Source organism: Blastomonas sp. (assembly GCF_030373265.1).
In the GTDB taxonomy this organism is placed as follows: domain Bacteria; phylum Pseudomonadota; class Alphaproteobacteria; order Sphingomonadales; family Sphingomonadaceae; genus Blastomonas.
Map to the genome: position 1 here is coordinate 67,662 of NZ_JAUCZC010000006.1, position 20,699 is coordinate 88,360.

17 protein-coding genes are annotated in these 20,699 nt (G+C 61.4%); 7 read left to right on the forward strand and 10 right to left on the reverse strand.

Going from position 1 to position 20,699, the window contains the following annotated elements:
• Positions 1-28: 28 nt before the first annotated feature.
• The 9 genes from QUV11_RS05260 to QUV11_RS05300 all read right to left on the reverse strand — a co-directional run bounded on the left by QUV11_RS05260 (position 29) and on the right by QUV11_RS05300 (position 8,401).
• Entirely contained in the window at positions 29-1,750 is a 1,722-nt protein-coding gene (locus QUV11_RS05260) for a complex I subunit 5 family protein (protein ID WP_300880923.1), read from the reverse strand.
• Positions 1,747-3,222, reverse strand: coding sequence for a proton-conducting transporter membrane subunit (locus tag QUV11_RS05265; RefSeq protein WP_300880924.1), 1,476 nt, complete (start codon positions 3,220-3,222; stop codon positions 1,747-1,749). Before QUV11_RS05265 ends, QUV11_RS05260 begins: the two co-directional genes overlap by 4 nt.
• On the reverse strand, positions 3,219-4,712 hold the full coding sequence (locus QUV11_RS05270; RefSeq protein ID WP_300880925.1) for a proton-conducting transporter membrane subunit: 1,494 nt from the start codon (positions 4,710-4,712) through the stop codon (positions 3,219-3,221). The genes QUV11_RS05265 and QUV11_RS05270 overlap by 4 nt, the downstream gene beginning before the upstream one ends.
• On the reverse strand, positions 4,709-5,041 hold the full coding sequence (locus tag QUV11_RS05275) for an NADH-quinone oxidoreductase subunit K (RefSeq protein WP_300880926.1): 333 nt from the start codon (positions 5,039-5,041) through the stop codon (positions 4,709-4,711). Before QUV11_RS05275 ends, QUV11_RS05270 begins: the two co-directional genes overlap by 4 nt.
• A complete protein-coding gene (locus QUV11_RS05280) occupies positions 5,041-6,048 on the reverse strand; it encodes a hydrogenase subunit MbhD domain-containing protein (RefSeq protein ID WP_300880927.1) in 1,008 nt (335 codons plus the stop codon). The genes QUV11_RS05275 and QUV11_RS05280 overlap by 1 nt, the downstream gene beginning before the upstream one ends.
• Positions 6,045-6,335: a monovalent cation/H(+) antiporter subunit G gene (locus QUV11_RS05285; protein WP_300880928.1), complete on the reverse strand. Its 291-nt coding sequence runs from the start codon at positions 6,333-6,335 to the stop codon at positions 6,045-6,047. The genes QUV11_RS05280 and QUV11_RS05285 overlap by 4 nt, the downstream gene beginning before the upstream one ends.
• The gene (locus tag QUV11_RS05290; RefSeq protein WP_300880929.1) at positions 6,325-6,666 is read right to left on the reverse strand and encodes a monovalent cation/H+ antiporter complex subunit F; all 342 of its coding nucleotides are present in this window, start codon (positions 6,664-6,666) and stop codon (positions 6,325-6,327) included. The genes QUV11_RS05285 and QUV11_RS05290 overlap by 11 nt, the downstream gene beginning before the upstream one ends.
• A complete protein-coding gene (locus tag QUV11_RS05295; protein WP_300880930.1) occupies positions 6,663-7,160 on the reverse strand; it encodes a Na+/H+ antiporter subunit E in 498 nt (165 codons plus the stop codon). The genes QUV11_RS05290 and QUV11_RS05295 overlap by 4 nt, the downstream gene beginning before the upstream one ends.
• Positions 7,161-7,474: 314 nt before the next feature.
• Entirely contained in the window at positions 7,475-8,401 is a 927-nt protein-coding gene (locus QUV11_RS05300) for a LysR family transcriptional regulator (RefSeq protein WP_300880931.1), read from the reverse strand.
• 1,009 nt (positions 8,402-9,410) lie between these two features.
• On the opposite strand from QUV11_RS05300, the gene QUV11_RS05305 reads away from it, so the two are divergent.
• The 4 genes from QUV11_RS05305 (at position 9,411) to QUV11_RS05320 (ending at position 16,592) form a co-directional block, all read left to right on the forward strand.
• Positions 9,411-9,932 carry an RNA polymerase sigma factor gene (locus QUV11_RS05305; RefSeq protein ID WP_300880932.1) on the forward strand — a complete coding sequence of 174 codons (522 nt, stop codon included), beginning with the start codon at positions 9,411-9,413 and terminating at the stop codon, positions 9,930-9,932.
• Positions 9,929-10,903, forward strand: coding sequence for a FecR family protein (locus QUV11_RS05310; RefSeq protein WP_300880934.1), 975 nt, complete (start codon positions 9,929-9,931; stop codon positions 10,901-10,903). Before QUV11_RS05305 ends, QUV11_RS05310 begins: the two co-directional genes overlap by 4 nt.
• 132 nt (positions 10,904-11,035) lie before the next feature.
• Positions 11,036-14,110: a TonB-dependent receptor gene (locus QUV11_RS05315; RefSeq protein WP_300880935.1), complete on the forward strand. Its 3,075-nt coding sequence runs from the start codon at positions 11,036-11,038 to the stop codon at positions 14,108-14,110.
• Between the two features lie 49 nt (positions 14,111-14,159).
• A complete protein-coding gene (locus tag QUV11_RS05320) occupies positions 14,160-16,592 on the forward strand; it encodes a prolyl oligopeptidase family serine peptidase (protein ID WP_300880936.1) in 2,433 nt (810 codons plus the stop codon).
• Between the two features lie 33 nt (positions 16,593-16,625).
• Here QUV11_RS05320 and QUV11_RS05325 read toward each other — a convergent pair whose 3' ends face one another.
• The gene (locus QUV11_RS05325; protein WP_300880937.1) at positions 16,626-17,138 is read right to left on the reverse strand and encodes a helix-turn-helix transcriptional regulator; all 513 of its coding nucleotides are present in this window, start codon (positions 17,136-17,138) and stop codon (positions 16,626-16,628) included.
• 300 nt (positions 17,139-17,438) lie between these two features.
• On the opposite strand from QUV11_RS05325, the gene QUV11_RS05330 reads away from it, so the two are divergent.
• The 3 genes from QUV11_RS05330 (at position 17,439) to QUV11_RS05340 (ending at position 20,699) form a co-directional block, all read left to right on the forward strand.
• Positions 17,439-18,068 carry a GntR family transcriptional regulator gene (locus QUV11_RS05330; RefSeq protein ID WP_300880938.1) on the forward strand — a complete coding sequence of 210 codons (630 nt, stop codon included), beginning with the start codon at positions 17,439-17,441 and terminating at the stop codon, positions 18,066-18,068.
• Positions 18,069-18,307: 239 nt separating this feature from the next.
• Positions 18,308-18,946, forward strand: coding sequence for a lasso peptide biosynthesis B2 protein (locus QUV11_RS05335; RefSeq protein ID WP_300880939.1), 639 nt, complete (start codon positions 18,308-18,310; stop codon positions 18,944-18,946).
• Between the two features lie 244 nt (positions 18,947-19,190).
• Positions 19,191-20,699: an asparagine synthetase B family protein gene (locus QUV11_RS05340; protein ID WP_300880940.1), complete on the forward strand. Its 1,509-nt coding sequence runs from the start codon at positions 19,191-19,193 to the stop codon at positions 20,697-20,699.

A 20,699-nucleotide genomic window follows, 5' to 3' on the forward strand; every position in this document is an offset into this window, starting at 1 on the left:
CCCTGAGCCGTGGCGTCGCGAAGCGGGGTCAGCGGGCCGCCAGGATCGCGATCGCGAGCACCGACACCACGATCGCAAGGCCGCTGATCCGCCACTGCAGCAGCGCCCCTTCGAGTGTCTCGGCGCCCTTCGCCGCCACTGTGCCGGCACGGCGCACGGCTGCGGTGGACCGGTCGGCAATGGCAGCGCGCATCGTCGCGAGCGATCCGGGAACGCGCTTCAGCGGTGCAAGCCTGCGGCCCGCCGCCCTCGCGGCGCGGAGCGGATCGGCCGCCTCCAATGTGCCGGCGGGCCAGTTGGCGCGGGCCATCGCGGCGATCGCCGCCATTCCCAGCGCGACCGGCCAGGCCGCCGACCACAAGGTTGCGAGGCGCATCGGGTAGTCGGCGGGCAGCCCGCTCCACGCGCTCCACAGCCACCACGGCGATACCACCGCGGCGAGCGCCAGCGCGACCACCGGCCCTGCGATCAGCGGATGCGGGTGCCTGGCACCTTCGGCTTCAGCGTCATCTTCCGCGTGCTTCGTCGGGCTGGCGGCGAGCCGGACCAGAAACCAGCCCAGCACGAGCGTCGTCGTGGCGGCCGACAGCGTCAGCGCGAACGTCTCCCATGCGCCGAGCCCGGTCTTGGCGGCCGCCTTGGCCAGCCCCCCCCCGGTCAGGGGCGCCCCTGCGACCGACAGGGCCACCGCGGCCAGCAGCACCAGCCCCCCGGATCGCCAGCGCCCGCGCGAGCCTGCGACCAGCGCGACCCCGAGGAACAGCGCGCCCTTGGCCAGGCCGTGGTGGAAGCCGTAATAGGCGGCGTAGGCCATGTCGCCACCGGGACTGCGGGTCGCCGCGGCAACCAGCGCGATCACCAGCCCCATCTGGCTGATCGTCGAATAGGCGAGGATGGCCTTGGGCTGGCGCACGCGCAATCCCGCCAGCGCACCGCCAAAGGCGGTGGCAAAGCCGAGCGCTATCACGATGGTCGTGATATCGCTGGCAACCGGCAGGAAGAGCATCAGCCCGACAATGCCCGCCTTGACGATGGCGCCCGAGAGCACCGCCGAGGCAGGCGTGGGCGCGGCAGGATGCGCCAGCGGCAGCCAGACGTGCAGCGGCATCAGCCCGGCCTTGATGCCAAAGCCTGCCACCAGCAGGGCGACCGCGAACGTGCCAAGCGGCGCATCGGCCAGCGCCAGCCGGATCTGCCCGATCATCAGGCTGTCCGCAGCCGAAGCGCCGATCAGGAACGCCACCAGCAGGCAGACCTCGCCGACCAGGGCGAGCACGATGTACAGGCGTCCGGCGCGCAGGGCTTCCGCCGTGGCCTCGTGCACGACCAGAAAATAGGCCGAGAGCGATACCGCCGCGAAGGCGACGTAGAACGTGGCGACATCCTGCGCGAGGAATACCCCCAGATTGCCCGCCAGCGTCAGGCACCAGAAGCTGCTGAACACTGCGGGGTTGGCCGTCCCCTTCATGGACTTTTGCGCGTGCACGGCCGCGGCGAACCACAGGCAGGCGGTGAGCGTCAGCAGCAGCATCGCAGGGCGCCCGGCACCCAGCGTCACGCCGAGCAGCACGTCGGGCACGACCGTCACGCCCTGCCCTCCGAGGAAGGCCAGCCCGATTGCGGGCAACGGCGCCAGCGGCAGCAGCCGCAAGGCATGGGCCCGCACCGGCGGCAGCAAGGCGACCAGGCCGAGCAGCAGCGGCCAGATCAGGGCGACCAGCGGCAGCATCGGACCGCTCGGGCCGATCATCGCAGATAATCCCGCGTTGCGATCAGCGTCGCCCAGGCGAGCGGACTGAAGGACGAGGCCGCCAGCAACGCCACCGCGATCGATGCGAAGGCGGTGATCACCGGTGGTGCGATCAGGCCCAACGGCCGTTCGGTGGGGCCACCGCCCGCAGGCACCGGTGTCGGTGCGTCACCGAACCAGATGCGATAGACCAGCGGCAGGAAATAGGCGGCGTTGAGCAGCGTCGAGACGGCCAGCACCGCAAGCACCCAGGGCGCATCCGCCTGCATCGCGCCGATCCCGAGATAGATCTTGGTGATGAAACCGGCGGTGGGCGGCAGGCCGACCATGCCGATCGCGCCAATCGAAAAGCACACCGATGTCCAGGGCATCTGCCGCCCGATGCCATCGAGCGCATCGACCCGGGTGATCCCGGCGCGCTCGTCGAAGATGCCCGCGCAGAAGAACAGGGTGATCTTCATCAGCCCCTGATGCACCAGATGCACCAGGCCGCCAATCACCGCAAACGGGGATGCGAGCGCGACCCCGAGGACGATATAGGACACCTGGCTGACCGTCGAGAACGCCAGGCGCTTCTTGATCTCCTGCTGCTGCAGCGCGCGCGCCGACCCCCACAAGATGGTGAAGGCCGCCAGCACGGCGAGCGGCAGGCCCACGCCGAGCGTCTCCATCCGTTCGAGACCGAACACATCGAGCACGATGCGCATGACACCGAACGCCCCCGCCTTCACCACCGCGACCGCGTGCAGCAAGGCGCTGACCGGGGCAGGTGCGGCCATCGCAGCCGGCAGCCAGCCGTGCAGCGGCACCAGCGCTGCCTTGACCCCCAGCCCCGCGATGAACAGCGCAAAGATCATCCGCAGGCTGTTGTCGTCGAGCCTCTCCAGATTGGCCGGCGTCGCGAACTCGACCGGCCCTACCGAGCTTTCAAGCCATATGATCGCGATCAGCAGCACCGCGCTCGCCGGCAGCGCATAGGCAAGATAGCTGCGCCCGGCGGCGATCGATTTGGCATTCTGCTTGTGGACCACCAGGGGCCAGGTCGACAGCGTGAGCAGTTCGAAGAAGATGAAGAACGAGATCAGCGTTCCTGACAGCGCGATCCCCGTCGTGGCAGCCACGCACAGGCTGAAGAACCCGAAGAAGCGGGACATCTCGGGCTTGTTGCCCAGATAGGCGATCGCATAGATCGTCGTCAGCAGCCACAACAGCGCCGACAGCGAAACGAAAAGCAAAGACAGGGCATCGACGCGCAGCAGCAGATACAGGCCGGGGGCAAAGCTGATCCGGGTTTCGTAGATCGTCCCCTGCACCACCTCCAGGATCATGAAAACGATCAGCCCGAGCTTCAGGACCGCCCCGCCCAGATTGAGCAGATTGCGCACGCTGTGACGCTCCTGCGGCAGGAAGAAGGTGATGAAGGCCGGCACCAGCGACGTGAGCAGGATCAGAATCGGGAGCGTGGCGCTCATTGCAGGCCCGCCTCGGCGCTGCTTGGGCGGCCGATCTGCATCAGCGCGAACGGCCCCTGCGATGCCAGGCCGAGCAGGATCGCGGCGAGCGCCAGCATCAGCGGCATCGCCTGCGCCAGACGGGGAACCGGCTTGAACACCGCATCGCCGTCGCGCGCGAACGCGACCGCCAGCGGGCGATACAGATAGGCTGCCGAGAGCAGCCCGCCGATCAGCAGCACCGCGGCCCAGACATATTGGCCCGAGACGAACGCCGAAGTCAGCATCAGATACTTGGCGGTGAAACCCCCCGAAGGCGGCAGCCCGACCAGCGTCACTGCGGCCAGGGCGAATGCCGATGCGATCATCGGCGTGGCCGATGCCAGTCCGCGCATCGCCTCGATCCGGTCGCTACCCGCCGCCACGATCCACAGGCCGGCGCACAAGAACATCGACGCCTTGGCAAGGCCGTGGCTGAGCGCGTGAAACATCACGCCGGTCCATGCGCCGGCGGCCCATGGCTGCATGTAGGAATCACCGCCTGCGAGCGGGAAGATGAGGAACAGATAGCCGATCTGCGCCACAGTGGAGTATGCGATCATCAGCTTCAGCCGCGTCTGGCGCAGCGCGAGCACCGAGCCGTAGACGATCGCGATCGCGCCCATTGCCCCCAGCGTCACGAGCAGCGGCGGGGTGGCCAGCCCGGGCAGGGCTTCGAACCATATCCGGATGAGGATCGCGAACGAGGCCTTGGGCACCAACGCCGAAAGCATCGCCGACGCCGGCGCAGGCGCCCCCGAATGCGCTGGCTGCAGCCAAGCATGAAACGGAAACAGGGCGGTCTTTGCAGCCAGGCCTGCGGTCATCAGGCCGACGGCCATCATGTCGACCGCGGCGCGACCACCGATCGCCTGGTCGGCCAGCAAGGCAATGTCGAGCGTACCGTGCTGCGCATACAGCAGCGCTGCGCCAAGCAGATAGGCAAGCGAGCCCAGCAGCGCAAACATCAGATACCGCAAGGCCGCGCCAAGTCCATCGGCCTTGCCGTCGATCGCGACCAGCGCCACCGCGGATACCGTCAGCAGCTCGAGCGCGACATACAGGTTGAACAGATCGCGCGAAAGAAACACGACGTTGAGCGCGCTCCACAGCAGCAACGCCAGCGGCCAGAACGCCCATTGCCGCCGCGTCTCGGTCACCTCGCCGCCGCCCCCGAATTCCGGTCGTGCGCTGACCAGCACCGCTGCCATCACCAGCGCCGCCATCGTGAGGAAGGCCAGCGCCATGCCGTCGGCGCGCAGCGTGATCCCGAGCGGCGCCTGCCAGCCGCCGATCGGCAGCGTCAACGCCCCCTGGCTGACGATAGCGGGGATCAGCACCACCAGCGCGGCCGCGTTTCCGGCGACCACCAGCAGGCTCAGCCATGGCCCCCAGCGCGGCAGGATGACCGCGATCAGCGCGGCCACCAGCGGCGCGGTCACCAGCGCGACAATAGCGAGCGATACACTCATCGCGGCGGCTTGCCGGGGTCGGTGGGCGCGCCATCTTCGGGCAGCGTGGTGCGTCCGGTGACGCGCGCATAGGCGAGCACCAGCCCGACGCCGAGCGCGGTCGCCGCGAGCGCAACGACGATGCCGGTGATGATCAGCGCCTGCGGGACGGGATCGGTCGCGGCCGATGGCAGACGGGCCGCCGTTGCCCCGAACAGCAGGAAGATGCCCGATCCGATCACGTTGAAGGCCAGCAGGCGGCGCAGCAGATGCGGATGGGTGATGAAACCGTACAGCCCCATCCCGATCAGCAGCGCACCGCACAGGCCAAAGATGCTCGATGATGCCATCAGGGTGCATCCCCCGGTCCGGAAGGCATGGCAGGCCCGCCAGGCGGACCGAGCACCAGCAGCGCCAGCGTCGCTGCGATCGACAGCGTGAGGGCCGCCTCGATCATCAGGATCAGCGGCTTGGCATAAGCCGGCGGCAAGCCGAGGAAACCGCCGGCAAACGCTCCGATGATGCCGACGCTCAGAAACACCAGCGGCCCGGCGATCAGCACAGCGCGGATCCGCGCCGAGGTGACCATGGGGGGCGGCATCAGACCCGCCATCATCATCAGCAACCACACCGCCGCAAGAACGGTACCGCCCTGGAATGCCCCGCCGGGCAGCGACGAGCCGACCCACACCATATACACGCCGAACAGCAGCCCGAAGGGCGGCAGCAGCCGACCGAACATCGCCAGCACGCCATCGGCGCGCGCATGCTGGCGAAGACCCGGCCGCCGCCCCCAGTCATCGTCGCGCCAGAGCGACCACAATCCGATCAGCGCGGCCAGCAGCACGATGCTTTCAAGCAGCGTATCCCAGCCGCGAAAATTGATCAGCACCGCCGTCACCGGATTGGAGACCCCCGACGCGTCGAGATTGGCTGCCACCCCTGCGCGCAAACCGTCCGAATCCGACAGCGACAGGAACGCCCAGCCAAGCGCCACGCTGACCGCTGCGGACACGAGCATTGTCGCGATCTGCGATACCGAACGCACCGAGAAGGCGCTGCGGCGCGAGAGCGCATCGGTGCCTTGCGTCCCGGTTCTGCGGCCAAGCCGGGCCACGGCGCCGATCAGCAGCACACCGGTCAGCCCGGCCCCCAGGGCCGCTTCGGTCAGCGCAACATCCAGGGCTCCGAGCCGCAGCCAGGCCAGAGCGACGAACACGCCATAGACGATGAAAAAGACCACCGCGCCAAACAGATCGCGCACGGTCACCGCAAACAGCCCTGCCCCAAGGATCATCGCCGCAAGCACAAGATCGAACCCCGTGGCCGCGATATCCGATGCGGTGCCGTCGATCACTGCGATGTATCCTGCTGCTGCAACGCCGAACGGGCGACGAGCTGCGCGGTGGTGCCCGCCGCAATCAGCGCCATGGCCCAGATCAGCACGAGCTTGCCCACCGATTGCCAATCGGGCGCCTGGAATGCCAGACCCGTGATCAACAGACCCAGGCCGACATTGTCCGCCTTGGTCAGCGCGTGCAGGCGCGTGAGCGTATCGGGAAAGCGGATGATCCCGGCGGTTCCGGCAAAGAAGAACACCAGGCCGGCGCCGCACAGGACAAGGGTGACGATATCAGCGGGCATCGGGTGCACGTCCGGGCTGGATGGTGGTAGGATCGGTGCCTGCCGCAGGCGACACAGGGTCTTCCTCGGGGTCGCCACTGCCATCGACACTCTGTGCCTTGACGAAGGCGATGGCCGCGAAGGCGGCCAGCAGCGCCAAGACCAGCGCGACGTCGAGCATCTGCCAGTCGCTCGCCGCTGCCAGCAGCAACACCACGCCGACCCCGCCGGTGCCGACAAGCTGCGCCGCCATCATGCGATCGGCAGGCTCCGGCCCGCGCCAGATCCGCCAAAGCGCGCCAGCAAGGCTGAGCAGCAGCAAGGTGGCGAATGCCAGGAACCAGGCGCTCATCGCGACCCTTCCGTGTCTTTGGGTGGACCGCCGGTGCTGGCGCCGCCCCTGCGCGCACCCGTCGTCTGCCAAAGGCGTTCCTCCTCGTGGCGGATCGCCGCCGCGACATCCTGCTTGCGATCGAGGACATGCACCAGCAGCCTGTTCCCGACGCTGCCGGCAGCGAGCGTGCCGGGCATCAGCGACAATTCGCCGCCAAGCGCTACGCGGCCGCCATCGGGCAAGGCAACGGGCACCTCGATCCAGCCCGGATCGATCGGCAGCCGCGGATCGAACGCGCGCCGCGCCACGTCGATTCCGCCGATGACGGACTGGGCTATGAATCGCGGCAGCAGGCCTGCCACTGCGCCAAGCCGCACAGGTATCCCGTCCGGGACCAGCCGCAGGCTGAGCCCCACCGCAATAGGAACGAATATCAGCCCCACCACCAGGGCTTCGAGTCCGGCTCCGGCAAACACCAGCCAAATCGCTGCCAGTGCCACTGTCCGTTTCAAGATCGTAATCCTGCTCACTCCCAATCGAGCGGGCCCAATTGCGATAGCCCGCAGCCTTCAGGGCGTAGGGGGCATCCGCCATGACCTCAACCGTGAAATGCCCTTTGGGCGGTTCTTCTCGGCCTAGCGCCAATGCTTCCTGCCGGTTGCGGCTGAAGGGCCGGTGAAAACTGAGAACAGCTCCAATATCGGTTGAACGAACCGATTGAGGCGTGACGCGTCGCAATGCCCGCATGCGAAATGCCTTCTGAGATCAGACTGGCATTCTCAAGCAAGAGGACACCCATCCCGATCCCAGGGCCATCAACCCTGTCTCAACTCTTCTTCGAAAATCCGGTCGCCTGCCATGTGTCATGCGCGCAGGTCTCTGCGATGTACCGAAATTTCGCGAGTGCAGGGTTGGTGTTGGTGGTGTTCCAATGCAGACCGAAGCCGATCCGAACGAGCCCATCTGTACCAAGGATTTCGTGCGACTGAACCGTTGGAAATGCTGATGTCGACATCGGCTGAACCAGCAGGGTTACTTTCTGCGTGATGGCAACAAGACCTAGAATACTGTCACCACCTGTGGCCTGGAATGAGATTTCCGGCTCTGCATCGTCCGACCCAAGGTGCCTGATCAGTATGTCACGAAACACCGGCCCCAGACCGGAAGCAGGAAGAAGAAATTGCTCGTTGCCCAAGGTGTTCCAGCCTATTTGGCCGGCGCCCACCAGCCTGTGGGTGCTGGCAAAGCACACACGCAGTGGTTCACTCCAAAGCGGTAGATGCTCGAATTCTTCCGACGAGAATTCGCAAGGGGCAATAACAGCATCCAGCGCGCCGGCCCGCAATGCATCGAACAGCCGACGCGGGCCTCGCTCGAATCCATCAAACTGAATATCAGGATGCTGCTTCAAGAATATCGAAAGGGCAGAAACCAGGGGGCCGGCAAAAAGAGAGGTGCTGTATCCAAGGGCCAGTCTTCCCTGCTGCTTGCTCCGCAACGCTATGGCCCGAAGCTGCAAATCATCGATGTCGTGGATGATCTGACGTGCAGCATCGAGGAATGAGACAGCGATCGCGGTTGGATGCGCCCCGCGGGTCGACCGGTCAAACAATCGAAACCCTAGCTGATCCTCCAGTCGCAAGACCTTCTTGCTCAGTGTCGACTGCTTTATGTTCAGCGAAGTCGCGGCGCGAGAGAAACTCTGCTGCTCGGCCGCGATAACCGCATAACGAAGCTGTCGAATTTCGATCATGCTCCGATCGTCCCGTTGGTTTCGACCACTGTGCGAAGATGGGGTGACTGCCGAGCACACGTTCCGGCAACCATCGCAATGGTGCGCACGATCCTCCAGGAATGATTGGATATCCCGTCCATCATCAACAGGAAGAATGCATTGTTCCTGCTTGTGGCAAGGCAAAAATCTGCATCTTTGGGCCGCTGCGGACCATAATTCAGCCTTCTGCAGCCAGTATTGTCCGGCCTGAAACACGCAGAATGTGTCGCGCAATGATGGCTGATAGGCTGGTTGCCGCAATAATCGCGTGAGCAGTGCTCATGCGCGCCTCAGGCCCTTCAACGCGCACTTCAGCGCTACGTCCGCCAGCAGGGTGCAAGAGGGCGGCGCGTTTCGCCAAGTTTACGCAGCATGACGGCGAATCAGCGGTAGCCAGCCAAATGTACCATCGATGATGGCAATGCTCGGCGTCACTCGATCCGCAACTCCGTTTCGTAACGACCGCAGCCCTTTGCCTGATTCACGCAAGATACTGGCGGAGCCCGTTCATGTTGCGAAAATCCATCCAGTTTCTGCGGAAATATTTCACCGGACTGCGGATGTGACTTCGCACGTTCCAACCGCAGGAATAAGGACACTATGTCGGGTGCCGCAAAATAGGGCGCGATGCGGGAGCCGGGGGACATTCGCGGTTCTGCTGGATATGTCGGCAGCGCATCGCATTTCAAATAGCGGGCCTTGTGTACTGAGGTTCCAACACCCGACCCCCTCCCTCCTGCCAGCTGCCGCTATTGCGATGACGTGCCAGGTGGCTGATCCTGCCACGGCTGCCGGTATGGCTGGCAGCGGGGCGTGGAAACCCTTGTATATTGGTCAAGAGTGCTGGGTCACGTGCCGGACCGCAATCCGGACGGGACCTCCGGTTCTCATGACGGCCGGCTTTGTCGGCTGGTCTCTAAGCAATCGGCTTTCCTGGCAGCTGCAAAGGTTGCCGTAGCGCCTCTGGTTTACAGGGAAAGCCGCTGCCATGGCAGATCATCTGAGTCCGATACCTCGCCGAGGGCTGTCAGGTCGCGGGCGCCAGCGTAGGGCAATAGAAACTTTGTACCGCACCCATGTTGACTGGCTGCGCCGCGCATTGGGTTACAGGCTCGGCAATCACGGTATCGATGTGGATGACATAGTCCACGACGCCTACATCCGCATAGCCCGATACAGCGACGAAGACAGCATTCACCACCCCAAGGCGTTGCTGCTACGGATCGCTCTCAATCTGGCCAGGGATCAGATGCGACGAGATTCCAAACTGCCAGCCAATGATCTGGACCCTTTCGAAGAGATCGCATCAGAGGGAGATCAGGAGTATCTGTTGGCATTGAAGGGGATTATTCTCTCTCTACCACCTGACTTGCGCAACGTGTTTCTCCTATCAAGGTTTACCGCCATGACCAATGTGCAGATTGCCGAGCATCTTGGAGTTTCGGTCAAGACGGTAGAGTACCGGATGCGCAAGGCACTTCTTCACTGCGCGGAACGGTTGGCGCAATGAGCAACATCCCCTCAGACAAGCTCGATCCGGTCACACGGCAGGCTGCGGTTGAAGCTGCAGGATGGTTGTCCCGGCTAAACTCGCGCGTGGTCGACACTGTCGAGCTGGAAGAGTATTTCGCATGGCGTCGAATTCCCCACAACGCAAAGGCCTATGACGAACTCGAAACCCTCTGGCGGTCCAGTCTGAGGCTGGCAGATGATCCCGAGATTGCCCACGCGCTGGATGGTGCGACTTTTGCAAACAGGGATCGTGGGCGCGGGATCAGGCTTGCTATTGTAGCAGGTTTTGCAGTGCTTCTCGCTTGTGCCGCGTTTTTCATGCTGGCCCGCGACACGGTTTTTGAAACCGCGATCGGGGAGCAGAGGCTCGTCCAGCTCGAAGATGGCAGCCGCATCCGGCTCGACACCAATACCCGCATCAACGTGCGCATGGATTCCGAGCGGTCCGTGCGGCTCGTCAAAGGACGAGCGTTCTTTGATGTTGCCCATGACAGCTCGACAAGTTTTCTCGTTTCGGCTGGCGACGCGCGGATTCAAGCCTTGGGAACGCAGTTTGAAGTCGATGACACCGTCAGCGGCACCAGGATCGCGCTTGTGGAAGGCCGGGTCGCAGTCACCACCAGAAACCCCTCGCCTGCTTTGGCGCGTGTCGAACTGGCACCAGGCCAGATGGTCAACGTTGCAGCTTCCGGGCTGGAACGGGTGATGGCTGCAGACACGAGGTCTATCACTGCATGGACACAGGGCCGGCTGGATTTCCGGCAGACACCGCTGGTCCAGGCTGTCGCCGAAGTGAACCGCTACGCGCGCAAACCCCTGCGCCTGACTTCAACCCGCTGGGCTCAGCAGGAGGTCAACGGCGGCTTTGCTGTCGGTGACGTTCAGGCCTTTGTCGAGGCCGTGACGACGCTTTACCCTCTGGAGGCGTTTGACAAGCCTGATGGGGCCATCGAGTTGCGTGACAGGTAATCAGCCAGCTGCACTGGGAATTTTCCCAGGGGTTTAGGGTTGCCCCCCGCTCCCATCGTTTAGGGTGATCAGGTGCTGACGTTCCGTTCCCGGAAGCTGCCCTGCAATCCAAAAACGAGGGGGAAAAGGGAAATGGGAAAAACGCAGAAACAACATCGGGTTTTGTGGCTCGCAGCCAGGACTTCGCTCGCGGCACTCGTGGTGCTCAGCGCCACCCTTCCTCCGAATGCTGCAGCCCAGGCAGCCGGCCGGACTCAGCAGTTCGACATTGCGGCGGGCCCGCTTGATCAGGCGCTCCGCCAATATATGGCACTTACAGGGCGACAGCTCCTCTACCCCTCGTCTCTGGTTGCGCACCGCAATGCTCCGGCAATCAAGGGCCCAATGGACGCAGATCAGGCATTGCGGCGATTACTGTCAGGCCAGCAGATACTGGTACGCAAACGGGCTCGCAACGTCATCGTGTTGACCGCAGCGCCGGCAGAGCGGCCAAGGTCTCTAGGTCAGTCGCGCAACCCCTCGCCGCCCCGCACCCCAAGGCTACAGCCGCAAAGGCCCCAGCCGCCCGCGGAGGCGAGGGACGACGTTCCTATTGTTGTTACCGGCAGCAACATCCGCTCAACAGGAATCGGCGTCTCTCCACTTATAGAAATCACATCGGAGAACATCGAGCGCTCTGGAACAGGCACGATTGCCGAAGCCTTGGCTTTGCTGCCGCAGAACTTCGGCGGCACCGCAAACGAGGACACCAGCCTGACGGGTAGTGACCGGACAATCAACAATTTGGGGCTTGGATCGAGCATCAATCTGCGCGGGCTCGGTTCAGACGCGACGCTCACGCTCGTCAACGGCCGAAGAGTAGCCGGATCCGGGGGCAGAGGCGACTTCACGGATCTTTCGTTGATACCCCTTGCGGCAGTTGAGCGCATCGAGATCCTGACAGATGGCGCATCGGCGGTCTACGGCTCGGATGCGGTCGGTGGAGTTGTAAACCTGCTGCTACGCCGGGACTTTGAGGGTACAGAAACACGCTATCGGCTTGGCAGCGTCACCCGAGGGGGCAGCCAGGATGTCCAGCTGGGACAGTTGGCGGGGACACGCTGGGCAGAGGGACACATTCTGGTTGCGTACGAGTTTCAGCGGCGAGAAGCGCTGAGCTCATCTTCGCGGGCCTATACCCGCTCGGCGGATCTGCGGCCACTTGGCGGAAATGACTATCGCCTGTTTTTTTCCGCGCCTGGTACCGTGGTGGCCCTTGACCCGGCTCTGCGTACGTTCGTGCCGGCCTTTGCGGTACCCGCTGGTCAGGATGGAACGGCCCTGCGGCCTCAGGATTTCGTGCCCGGACAAAATCTTGCCAGCCCGCGCGCTCAGGTTGATCTCCTGCCCCGACAGACACGTCACAGCCTGTACATCACCGGGGAGCAGCAACTTGGAAGTGCCGCAACCCTATATGCCGAAGGACGATATACAAACCGGCAGTTTCAGCATCTGGCCCAGCCGTCCCTGACAGTCATGTCGGTCACGCGGGCCAATCCATTTTTCGTTTCACCCAATGGCAGCCCAGTAACCAACATTGCCTATCTGTTCGACAAGGACCTTGGACCTCTTCGGACCCAAGGGAAAGTGGAGGCCTGGTCGGGTACCGGAGGCGCACGCGCGGAATTTGGAGGTGACTGGCAAGTGGACGGCTTTGTCTCCTATGCGCGTCAATCGGATCACCGGCGCAACAACAATATACTCAACGCTACCGCGCTGAATGAAGCGCTGGGTACGACTCCGGATGATCCCCTCACGCCATTCAGCGCTCCCCGGGACGGGTTTTTCAACCCTTTCGGCGAAGGGCGCAGCAACAATAGCGCAGTCCTGAATTTCATTGGCAGCGGCTTTATCGACGAGCGATTCAGCAGTGGACTGCTCAACGGCAGCCTCGTTGCCGACGGGACGATTTTCGAGGCTCCAGCCGGATCGGTTAAGCTTGCGATCGGAATGCAGGCGCGGCGCGAGAATTTTTCGCGCAGAACCTTGAGCTTTCTATCGGGCCGAACCCCATCGGCGGGAATACCTATTGATGCCGACCGCACAATTGTCTCGGCGTTCGCCGAAGTCGCCGCGCCGCTGGTGGGTGCTGCCAACGCGGTTGCCGGGATTGAAAGACTGGACCTTTCGGCTGCGGTGCGGGCGGAACGATATTCTGACTTCGGCACAACGGTGAATCCGAAGATAGGGCTGGCCTGGCAGCCTTCTGGCGGCGTCATGGTACGAGCGAGTGCTGGCACATCGTTTCGTGCGCCTGCCCTTTTCGAAGTTCGCGATGCCCCCAGGATTTCCAACACTCAGCTGCCCGCAATCGGAGGCGGAAATCGCCAGGTCATCTCGCTTGGCGGCGGAAATACCAATCTCGACCCGGAAACAGCAAGATCACTGACAGTCGGAGCAACCATCACCCCGCCCACAATGCCGGGGCTCTCGTTCGAGGCCACCTTCTTTCAGACGCGGTTCCGCAACCGTATCGGCCAACCCGCCAACGAAAACATCCTGCAGGCGCTGACCAATCCAATCTTCGCGCCGTTTGTTACTTTTCTGGACCCGCAGAACAACTCTCAAGACCGGGCTCGGATCGCAGATCTGATTGCAAGCCCCAATTCGACCATCCAGCCGACGGTCAATCCTGATCTGTTCAGCGCAATCGTGGACGGGCGGTTCGTCAATTCGGCACGCGTCGATATCCGGGGTTTCGATCTTTCCATGCGGTACGGCTTTGCTCTTGGCGATCATACCATTGCATTTGCAGCCAATGCCACCGTGATGATCGACTTCAAGGATCAGATCACACCCGCCTCACCCTTGATCGAACGCGTCGGGACGCTCGGCAATCCGGTCGATTTTCGAGCTCGATCCACGATTGACTGGTCATGGCACGAATTCGGGGCAAACTTCGCGATCAATCACGTGGGCGGCTATTCCGATAACATCAGCGTCCCGGCTCGTCCGATTTCATCCTGGACGAGCCTTGATTTCCAGCTGCGCTTTTTGCCTGACCTCACATCGGGCTTCGCACGCGGCTTCAGCGCAGCGCTGACGGTGCAGAACGTGTTCGATCGTGACCCGCCATTTGTCGATCGCTCACTCGGGTTTGGCTACGACCCCGCCAATGCAGACGTGCTCGGGCGGTTTGTGGCGCTCCAGTTGAAAAAGCGCTGGTGATCCGCGCCATCGCCTGAAAATCGGCCACCCTGAAAGAAAGAAGGACGCCATGCGTAAGACATGGATTGCAGCGCTGTGCCTTGTGTGCGCGGCCTCCGGTGCAGCCAAGCCATACGAGATCGACGACATGCTTGCTGTTCAAAGCTATGGTAAAGCGGTTTTCGACCCCCGGGGCGAATGGGCGGTGGTTGAGAAATATCGGCCATATGCAGACGCTGCGGCCTATCATTTCGATGCGTTCAACAAACGCATGCTGGGCGAAATCATGCGGATCGATCTTGGCAAAGGCGGCAGACTTACGCCTTTGTTCCCGCAATCGGTCGACGCCGGATACTGGTTGGGAAGCGCGTCGCCGGACGGTTCGAGGCTATCAGTTTTTAGGCTGACCTCGGACCGCCTTTCGCTCGGCATTGTCGACATGAAGACATCAAGGGTGCGCTGGCTCCCGGCAAATCCCGTACCTGCTCTTCTCAACCCGCTACCGGTCTGGCGTGACAATCGCCGCCTGCTGGTGCTTGCTGCACCTCATGATCAGTTACCATTCCCGTTGGATGCGGGCAGCCGATCCCAGCGCGAGTTCCCCTCTTATTGGCAACGCTCGGCCACGGGCAAGGAGACCGGCACGTCGGTCGTCACGACCGATCGGATCACGAGTGACGAGAACCGGCAGCAACTCAAGGTCGTAGAGTTTGACGTTGATTCTCTTGACCAACGGACAATTGCCGAAGGGCATGTCGCAGATATGGCTCTGTCGCCGGATGCCAGATGGCTGGCATTGATGGATGAACTAGAGGATGCGAAACCGATGGCGGGGGCCCTGCTTTCCAGCAGTGCCTTACCAAGGCAGCATGGTATCCGAATTCTTGCACTGGATGATGATCGCTCTTGGCGAGCCTGCACCGAGTGCCAAACCATGCCCGGAGTCATGCACTGGTCGGACAAGGGGAGTTCTCTGCTGTTCTTTGCCGGCACGCCAGGGACCGATTGGTCGCACGGGCACCTGCACGTATTTGATGCAGATACGGGCCAGGCAAAGCCTGTGCAGCCGCCGAGCGTCAAACCCTGGCTGCCAGACAACGATTCGGGAGCTCGGATCGTTCGAGCCGGATGGCATGGACGCGAGGTTCTGATGCTGTCGCAGACGACAGACGGAAAGCCCGAATGGGTGAGGCTGGGGGGAGATCATGGACGAAAACTAGCGTCGCCATGCCATCCGTCCGTGATCTTCAAGAATGGCCGCGATCTGATTGTACCCTGTCCCAATGGTGTCTGGAGGGACCGGCAACGCAAAACATCCCGGCAAGCTACACAAGCCGTGACTCATATCGACCAGCCCGCCCAGGAAACGTTCGATACCGGGATCAGAGAACGTTACGCATCAATCGTCACGGCAGCTGGCAGGTCAGAATGGGGACCGAATGCCACCGGCGTGACTGCGCGATTGCTGGCGGAGGCACACAGGTTCGAAATTCCCGTGCCCGGTGATACGAGTCGATTGTTCGGTCTTGCGCCGGTGATGCAAACCGGGCTCGCGGTTTCAAGGTCCCAACACGGGGCCAGTCGCCTTTGGCTTGTTAGAGACGGCCAACACCCATTTTTGGTAGATGCGATCAATACCCACCTCGAAAGTGTAAAACTGCCTCGGACGCTTGCTTTGCCAGCGGCTTCCGATGGACTCGTCCATTGGCTGTTTCTGCCTGATGGCGCTCAGCGCGACAGAAATCTGCCGCTGGTCATCATGCCTTATCCTGGTTCTGTCTATCCTGTAGGAAGCACAGCACCTATCGCTCCCGATACTGTCTCCAGCGCGGTCAATCCGTTGCTGATGACGAGCTTGGGCTACGCAGTGCTGCTACCGAGCATGCCCCATGATCGTGAGGCGGGTGAACCAGCCTCGGCCTTGACCCGGCAAATTGAAGCCGCCGCCGACGCGGCCATTGCATCCGGCTACGTCGATGCATCTCGAATGGGCGTTTATGGCCATAGCTTTGGCGGCTATACCGCGTTGGTGGTTGCGTCTCAAAGCAGGCGTTTCAAGGCAACCGTCGCTGGCGCCGCTCCGGCTGACCTGACACTCCAGCATGGAAATCTGCTGCCTTATGACCGAATAAATCTGACGGCAGGCTTTCCGCTCGGTCCAAGCTTTGGGTGGGCTGAACTTGGACAGGCAAGACTGAGAGCAGCGCCATGGCAGGATCCTTCGCGCTATATCCGCAACAGCCCATATTACCAGATGGGCTCGATCCAATCGCCCATTCTACTGATCCACGGCGACCTTGATCCGGTATCGGTAACTGGAGCCGAGCGTATGTTTTCAGGACTGTACCGATCTGGCAAAGACGCAACGCTTCTGCGCTACTGGGGAGAAGGGCACGCGATCCGCAGCCCGGCCAATATTCGGGATATGTGGCAGTTCTTGGCGCTATGGTTATCGGCACGGCTCGGCAATGAAGAGAGCAGAGCGTCAAAGGAGGATCGCTGACACAATAAGACTGGCTCAGACCATTGCGATACATCAACGAGAGACGCGCGGCTTGAACCTGCCGGATTCCGGCGAAATCGTTCTGTTCATTCTGGGAGCACGGCTCTCAAGCCACGTTTCTGCGAACGTATCACGTTTGCGGACATGCTCGGCTAGGTCCTTGCACAGCCTTGTCATGCCACCGATGATGGCTCCGGACTCCAGGTAGACGATGTCTTCACCCAGGTCGTCGTTGAGTTCGCTCAATGCGATCATTACGATCTGCATCAGCTTGTTATCGGCACATCGTTGAGCGAACTCTGCTGAACCTATTGCAGCCACCGACAGCAGGGCGACGGGGTCACTGTTGGTAGCCTCGGCAAATCGAACCAACCGGCCATAGGTCATCCGTCCATGACCGGCTTCGAAATGCTCGTAAGAGCGGACAGGCATATCCATAGCCTGAGCGACCTCCGACGTCCGCATGCGCCGCGACTTTCTTATCCCACGCAAAGCGGTCGCGAGAAGAGCGGCGCTTGCAGCATCGTCATTCGACTTTCCTGTCATGGGCGCACTAACTCCCCAGCTGCAGCGAGTTCTCCAGCGATAAACTTTGATATTCGATCTTATCTTTGAATTGTGGGTTTGGAAAGATACAATAGGCACGCTTAAGGACTGCGGAAATCTGGCATAACTGCACCTAAAAAGGGCAATAAATAGAGTTAGATACGGCAAGCGACTGCGCAAATTGCAATGTATTGATCAATCTTGCAGATAACGGTTGCCTAGCTGGTACAAACCGATGGCCTACCTCGATTGTTCCTCACCATGCTGATGCTCCCATTCACAGATATGTGGAGAGAAATCTTGGCGGAACACGGCAACGCCTTCAGCAGGGCCTATTCAACACTCCATTCTGATCTACGCGACGGCCGGTTTGCGCCGGGTGCTAGGCTAGCTGCAGCCGATGTACTTGCGCGGCTGGGGATCAGCGCAACACCGGTGCGTGAAGCATTGTCAAGGCTTGCAGGCCAAGGATTGCTGATCGACAGGCCCGCAATCGGGTATTTCGTGCCTGTGGTAGATCCAGTAGAACTGAAAGATCTCTATGGTCTGGCAATGATACTGGCACATGCCGCCATGGATGACCTCGATCATGCGGCCATTCGGGCCTGGGCGGGGGCACATCATCAATCTCAACATCGAACTGCTGGCGAACTCGTGCGTACTGTCGCCAGCCTCTCGTCCAATGCCGCATTACAAAGCGTTGCCACGAATGTTGATGACAGGCTGGCGCGGCTGTCTGCGATCGATGCACACATGTTCGCTGCAACCGACCGGGAGCAAGGGGATCTCGAGGACTGGCTTGCGACAAGGCAGCGTCGAACCGAGAAGCTCTCGGTCAGCCAGTTCTACCGCCGCAGGATCAAATCTGTTCTGGACATCGCCAGCCACGCCGCCCGATCATTGGGCGGACCAGATAATATAATCTCATAATGATTTGAGTAGTTGGGAAGCAAAGCCTTTCTTTGAAGAGTCGCATGTGCGGCAATCAACCCAAAGGAGGCTCGAATGAAGCAAGACAATCGCAACCGGCTGATCCGCCTCGGAAGCATCCGGCGTGACACCAAGGCTATCGTCACCGCCGGCCAGCAGGAGGAATTCCTGCCGATCCTGTCGTATCAGTGATGCCAGGGCGGGGTGACCTTCGGGCCGCCCCGCTTTGCCTACCATCCATGTCTGTTGGTCCCGCCCCGAATATTAGTCTGGCTGTCGTAGACGGTGATCTGGTTCTTTTTGATATTGGCCAGGACACCTATCTGGCTGTTGACCGCGACGCTGCCCGCAACTCTGTGAATGCGCTTCTGGGACACAGCTACACTCCAAGCGATCCTGTCCTCACAGAACTCATAGCCCAAGGGCTTCTGCTTCGCGGCGCGCCGCCTTGGATGCCAGATGCGAAACCACGCCCTCAACCCCTGCCAGCGGTGCAGTGCAAGCACAGCCAAGACAGATTAACGATCCCATTCCTTCGCGCCTCGCTGGGTACATATCTAGCGCTGCAGAAGCGGGATAACCGTTGGGCAGCGGTACTGCCGGTTCAGGACATTGGAAATGATCCTTCTCCCGAGCAGATGGCAAGCATTATCGGCCAATTCGAAAACTGGCGAATTCTGATCCCCGGTACCGGACGTTGCTTGGTCCAATCGATGATGCTCATGCGCCTTCTGGCGATCATCAAGATCAAGGCTGAATGGGTTTTCGGTGTCAGGACGCATCCATTTGAAGCCCATTGCTGGGTAGAATGGCAGTCCATGGTATTAAACGATTCACCTGATCACGTATCTTGGTTCACCGTCATTGCGCGGCTCTGACGCCCCTTCGTTTTGTGCGATCATCTCCCGAGCAGTGCGCGGCGAGGGCGCCATATCATTCGCTGGGCCGGTTCAAACGCTGTCGCAAGAGTTTGCGGAACTCGAGCTCGTGGTGACTACGCCGAGATTTGCCCTGCTAAAGGCAAACTCAACACAAGCCGAGTTGTCAGATGATCAAAGTGTAGTCCTGATTGGGGAAATCTTTCCTCGAGCGGGGTTCTCAATTCCCAGAATCATCGGACCCTTGAGTTTCGAAAAGCCGCAGCTTGCTGCCCGCTGCGTGTCGGATCTCGTCTGGGGGCGCTACGCGATGTTTTGCGCCGGCCGGGATGGGAATAGCGTGGCCTGGTTTCGGGATCCATCGGGGAGCCAGCGTCTCTATGAGTGGCAAATTGGCCCGTACACAGTTTTGACCGACGCAATCACGCCGCGGCTCACGCACTGTCTGGGCCAAAGGCCCAAGATCGACTGGCATCGACTCTCTCAATTGATGGTTCAGACTGAAATGGCCGCGTCTTTCAGCGCGCTGGAAAATGTCGACATTGTGATTCCCGGTCAGTTGCGCGCCCTCGAGGGGCAACAGGTCATCAGCGAAACAATATGGTCGCCTTCACAATTTGCTCGTCGCAACCGACATGCCGATTGCCATGAGATAAGAAAAACCGCCGCCAATTGCATGGAACACTGGCTTGGCGATCACTCAAAGGTGACTGTGGAACTTTCAGGTGGCCTGGATTCTTCGCTGGTCGCGGCGTTGATCGCCACTTCGAACCGCGCGCCGCGAATTCAAGGCCTCAATATCATCCCGCGTTCGCCTGGCGGTGATGAGAGCATCTACGCACGCGCCGTTTCTGAAAAATGGGGATTTGGACTGATCGAAACTATCGCCGATCCGGGCGCGCTCGACTATCTCGAGTTGCTGAAGCACACGCCTGTTGTTGAGCCCGCGGTGTACGGACTGGATATCCTTGCCGATCGAACCTCTTCGGATTTAGCGGCTGCAGTTGGCGCTACCAGAATATTCTCGGGACAGGGCGGTGATGCGGTCTTCTTCCAACCGCACACGCCGCTGATTGCGTCTGACTATCTGAGGGTGGCTGGCCCCAGCCCCAGGTTCCTCACTCTCGCGCAGAGGTGCGCGAAGGCTGACAGCACTTCTATCTGGTCCGTTCTCAAACGTGCCCTTACCAACGATTCGACGCTTGCGCGCCGCCCGATCCCAATCGGAATTGCTGGTCCAGTGGCCCGAAACGCATGGGATGCGCCACAGATGGTTCACCCCTGGATGGAAGAAGCCCAAGAGTTGCCGGCGGGAAAACGCATGCAGATCGCAATGCTTGCAAACTGCCAGCTTTTTCATCGTGCTACCCAGACCAGCCAGCAGCAAAGGCTGGTACACCCGCTTCTGTCACAGCCGCTGGTCGAGTTATGTCTTGCAACAGCGCTGTGGGAGCTCGTCCCGGATGAGCGCGACCGAGGATTTGTGCGCGATTGCTTCGGTCGATTGCTGCCTACTCTTGTCCGCCAGCGACAGGGAAAGGGGGAGGCCTCGGGTTTCTATAACCGGGCGATCGCGACACATCTCGCAACCTTGCGACCCTTCTTGCTGGAAGGAGTCCTGGCCAGCAAAGGTTTGGTGTCGCCCGATAAGTTGTCCGACATTCTCGACCCGCAACACCTCCTGTGGAAAGACGATCACCCTATTGTCGGCTCGCTTGTTTCTCTCGAGATCTGGGCGCGTCAGTGGGCCTAG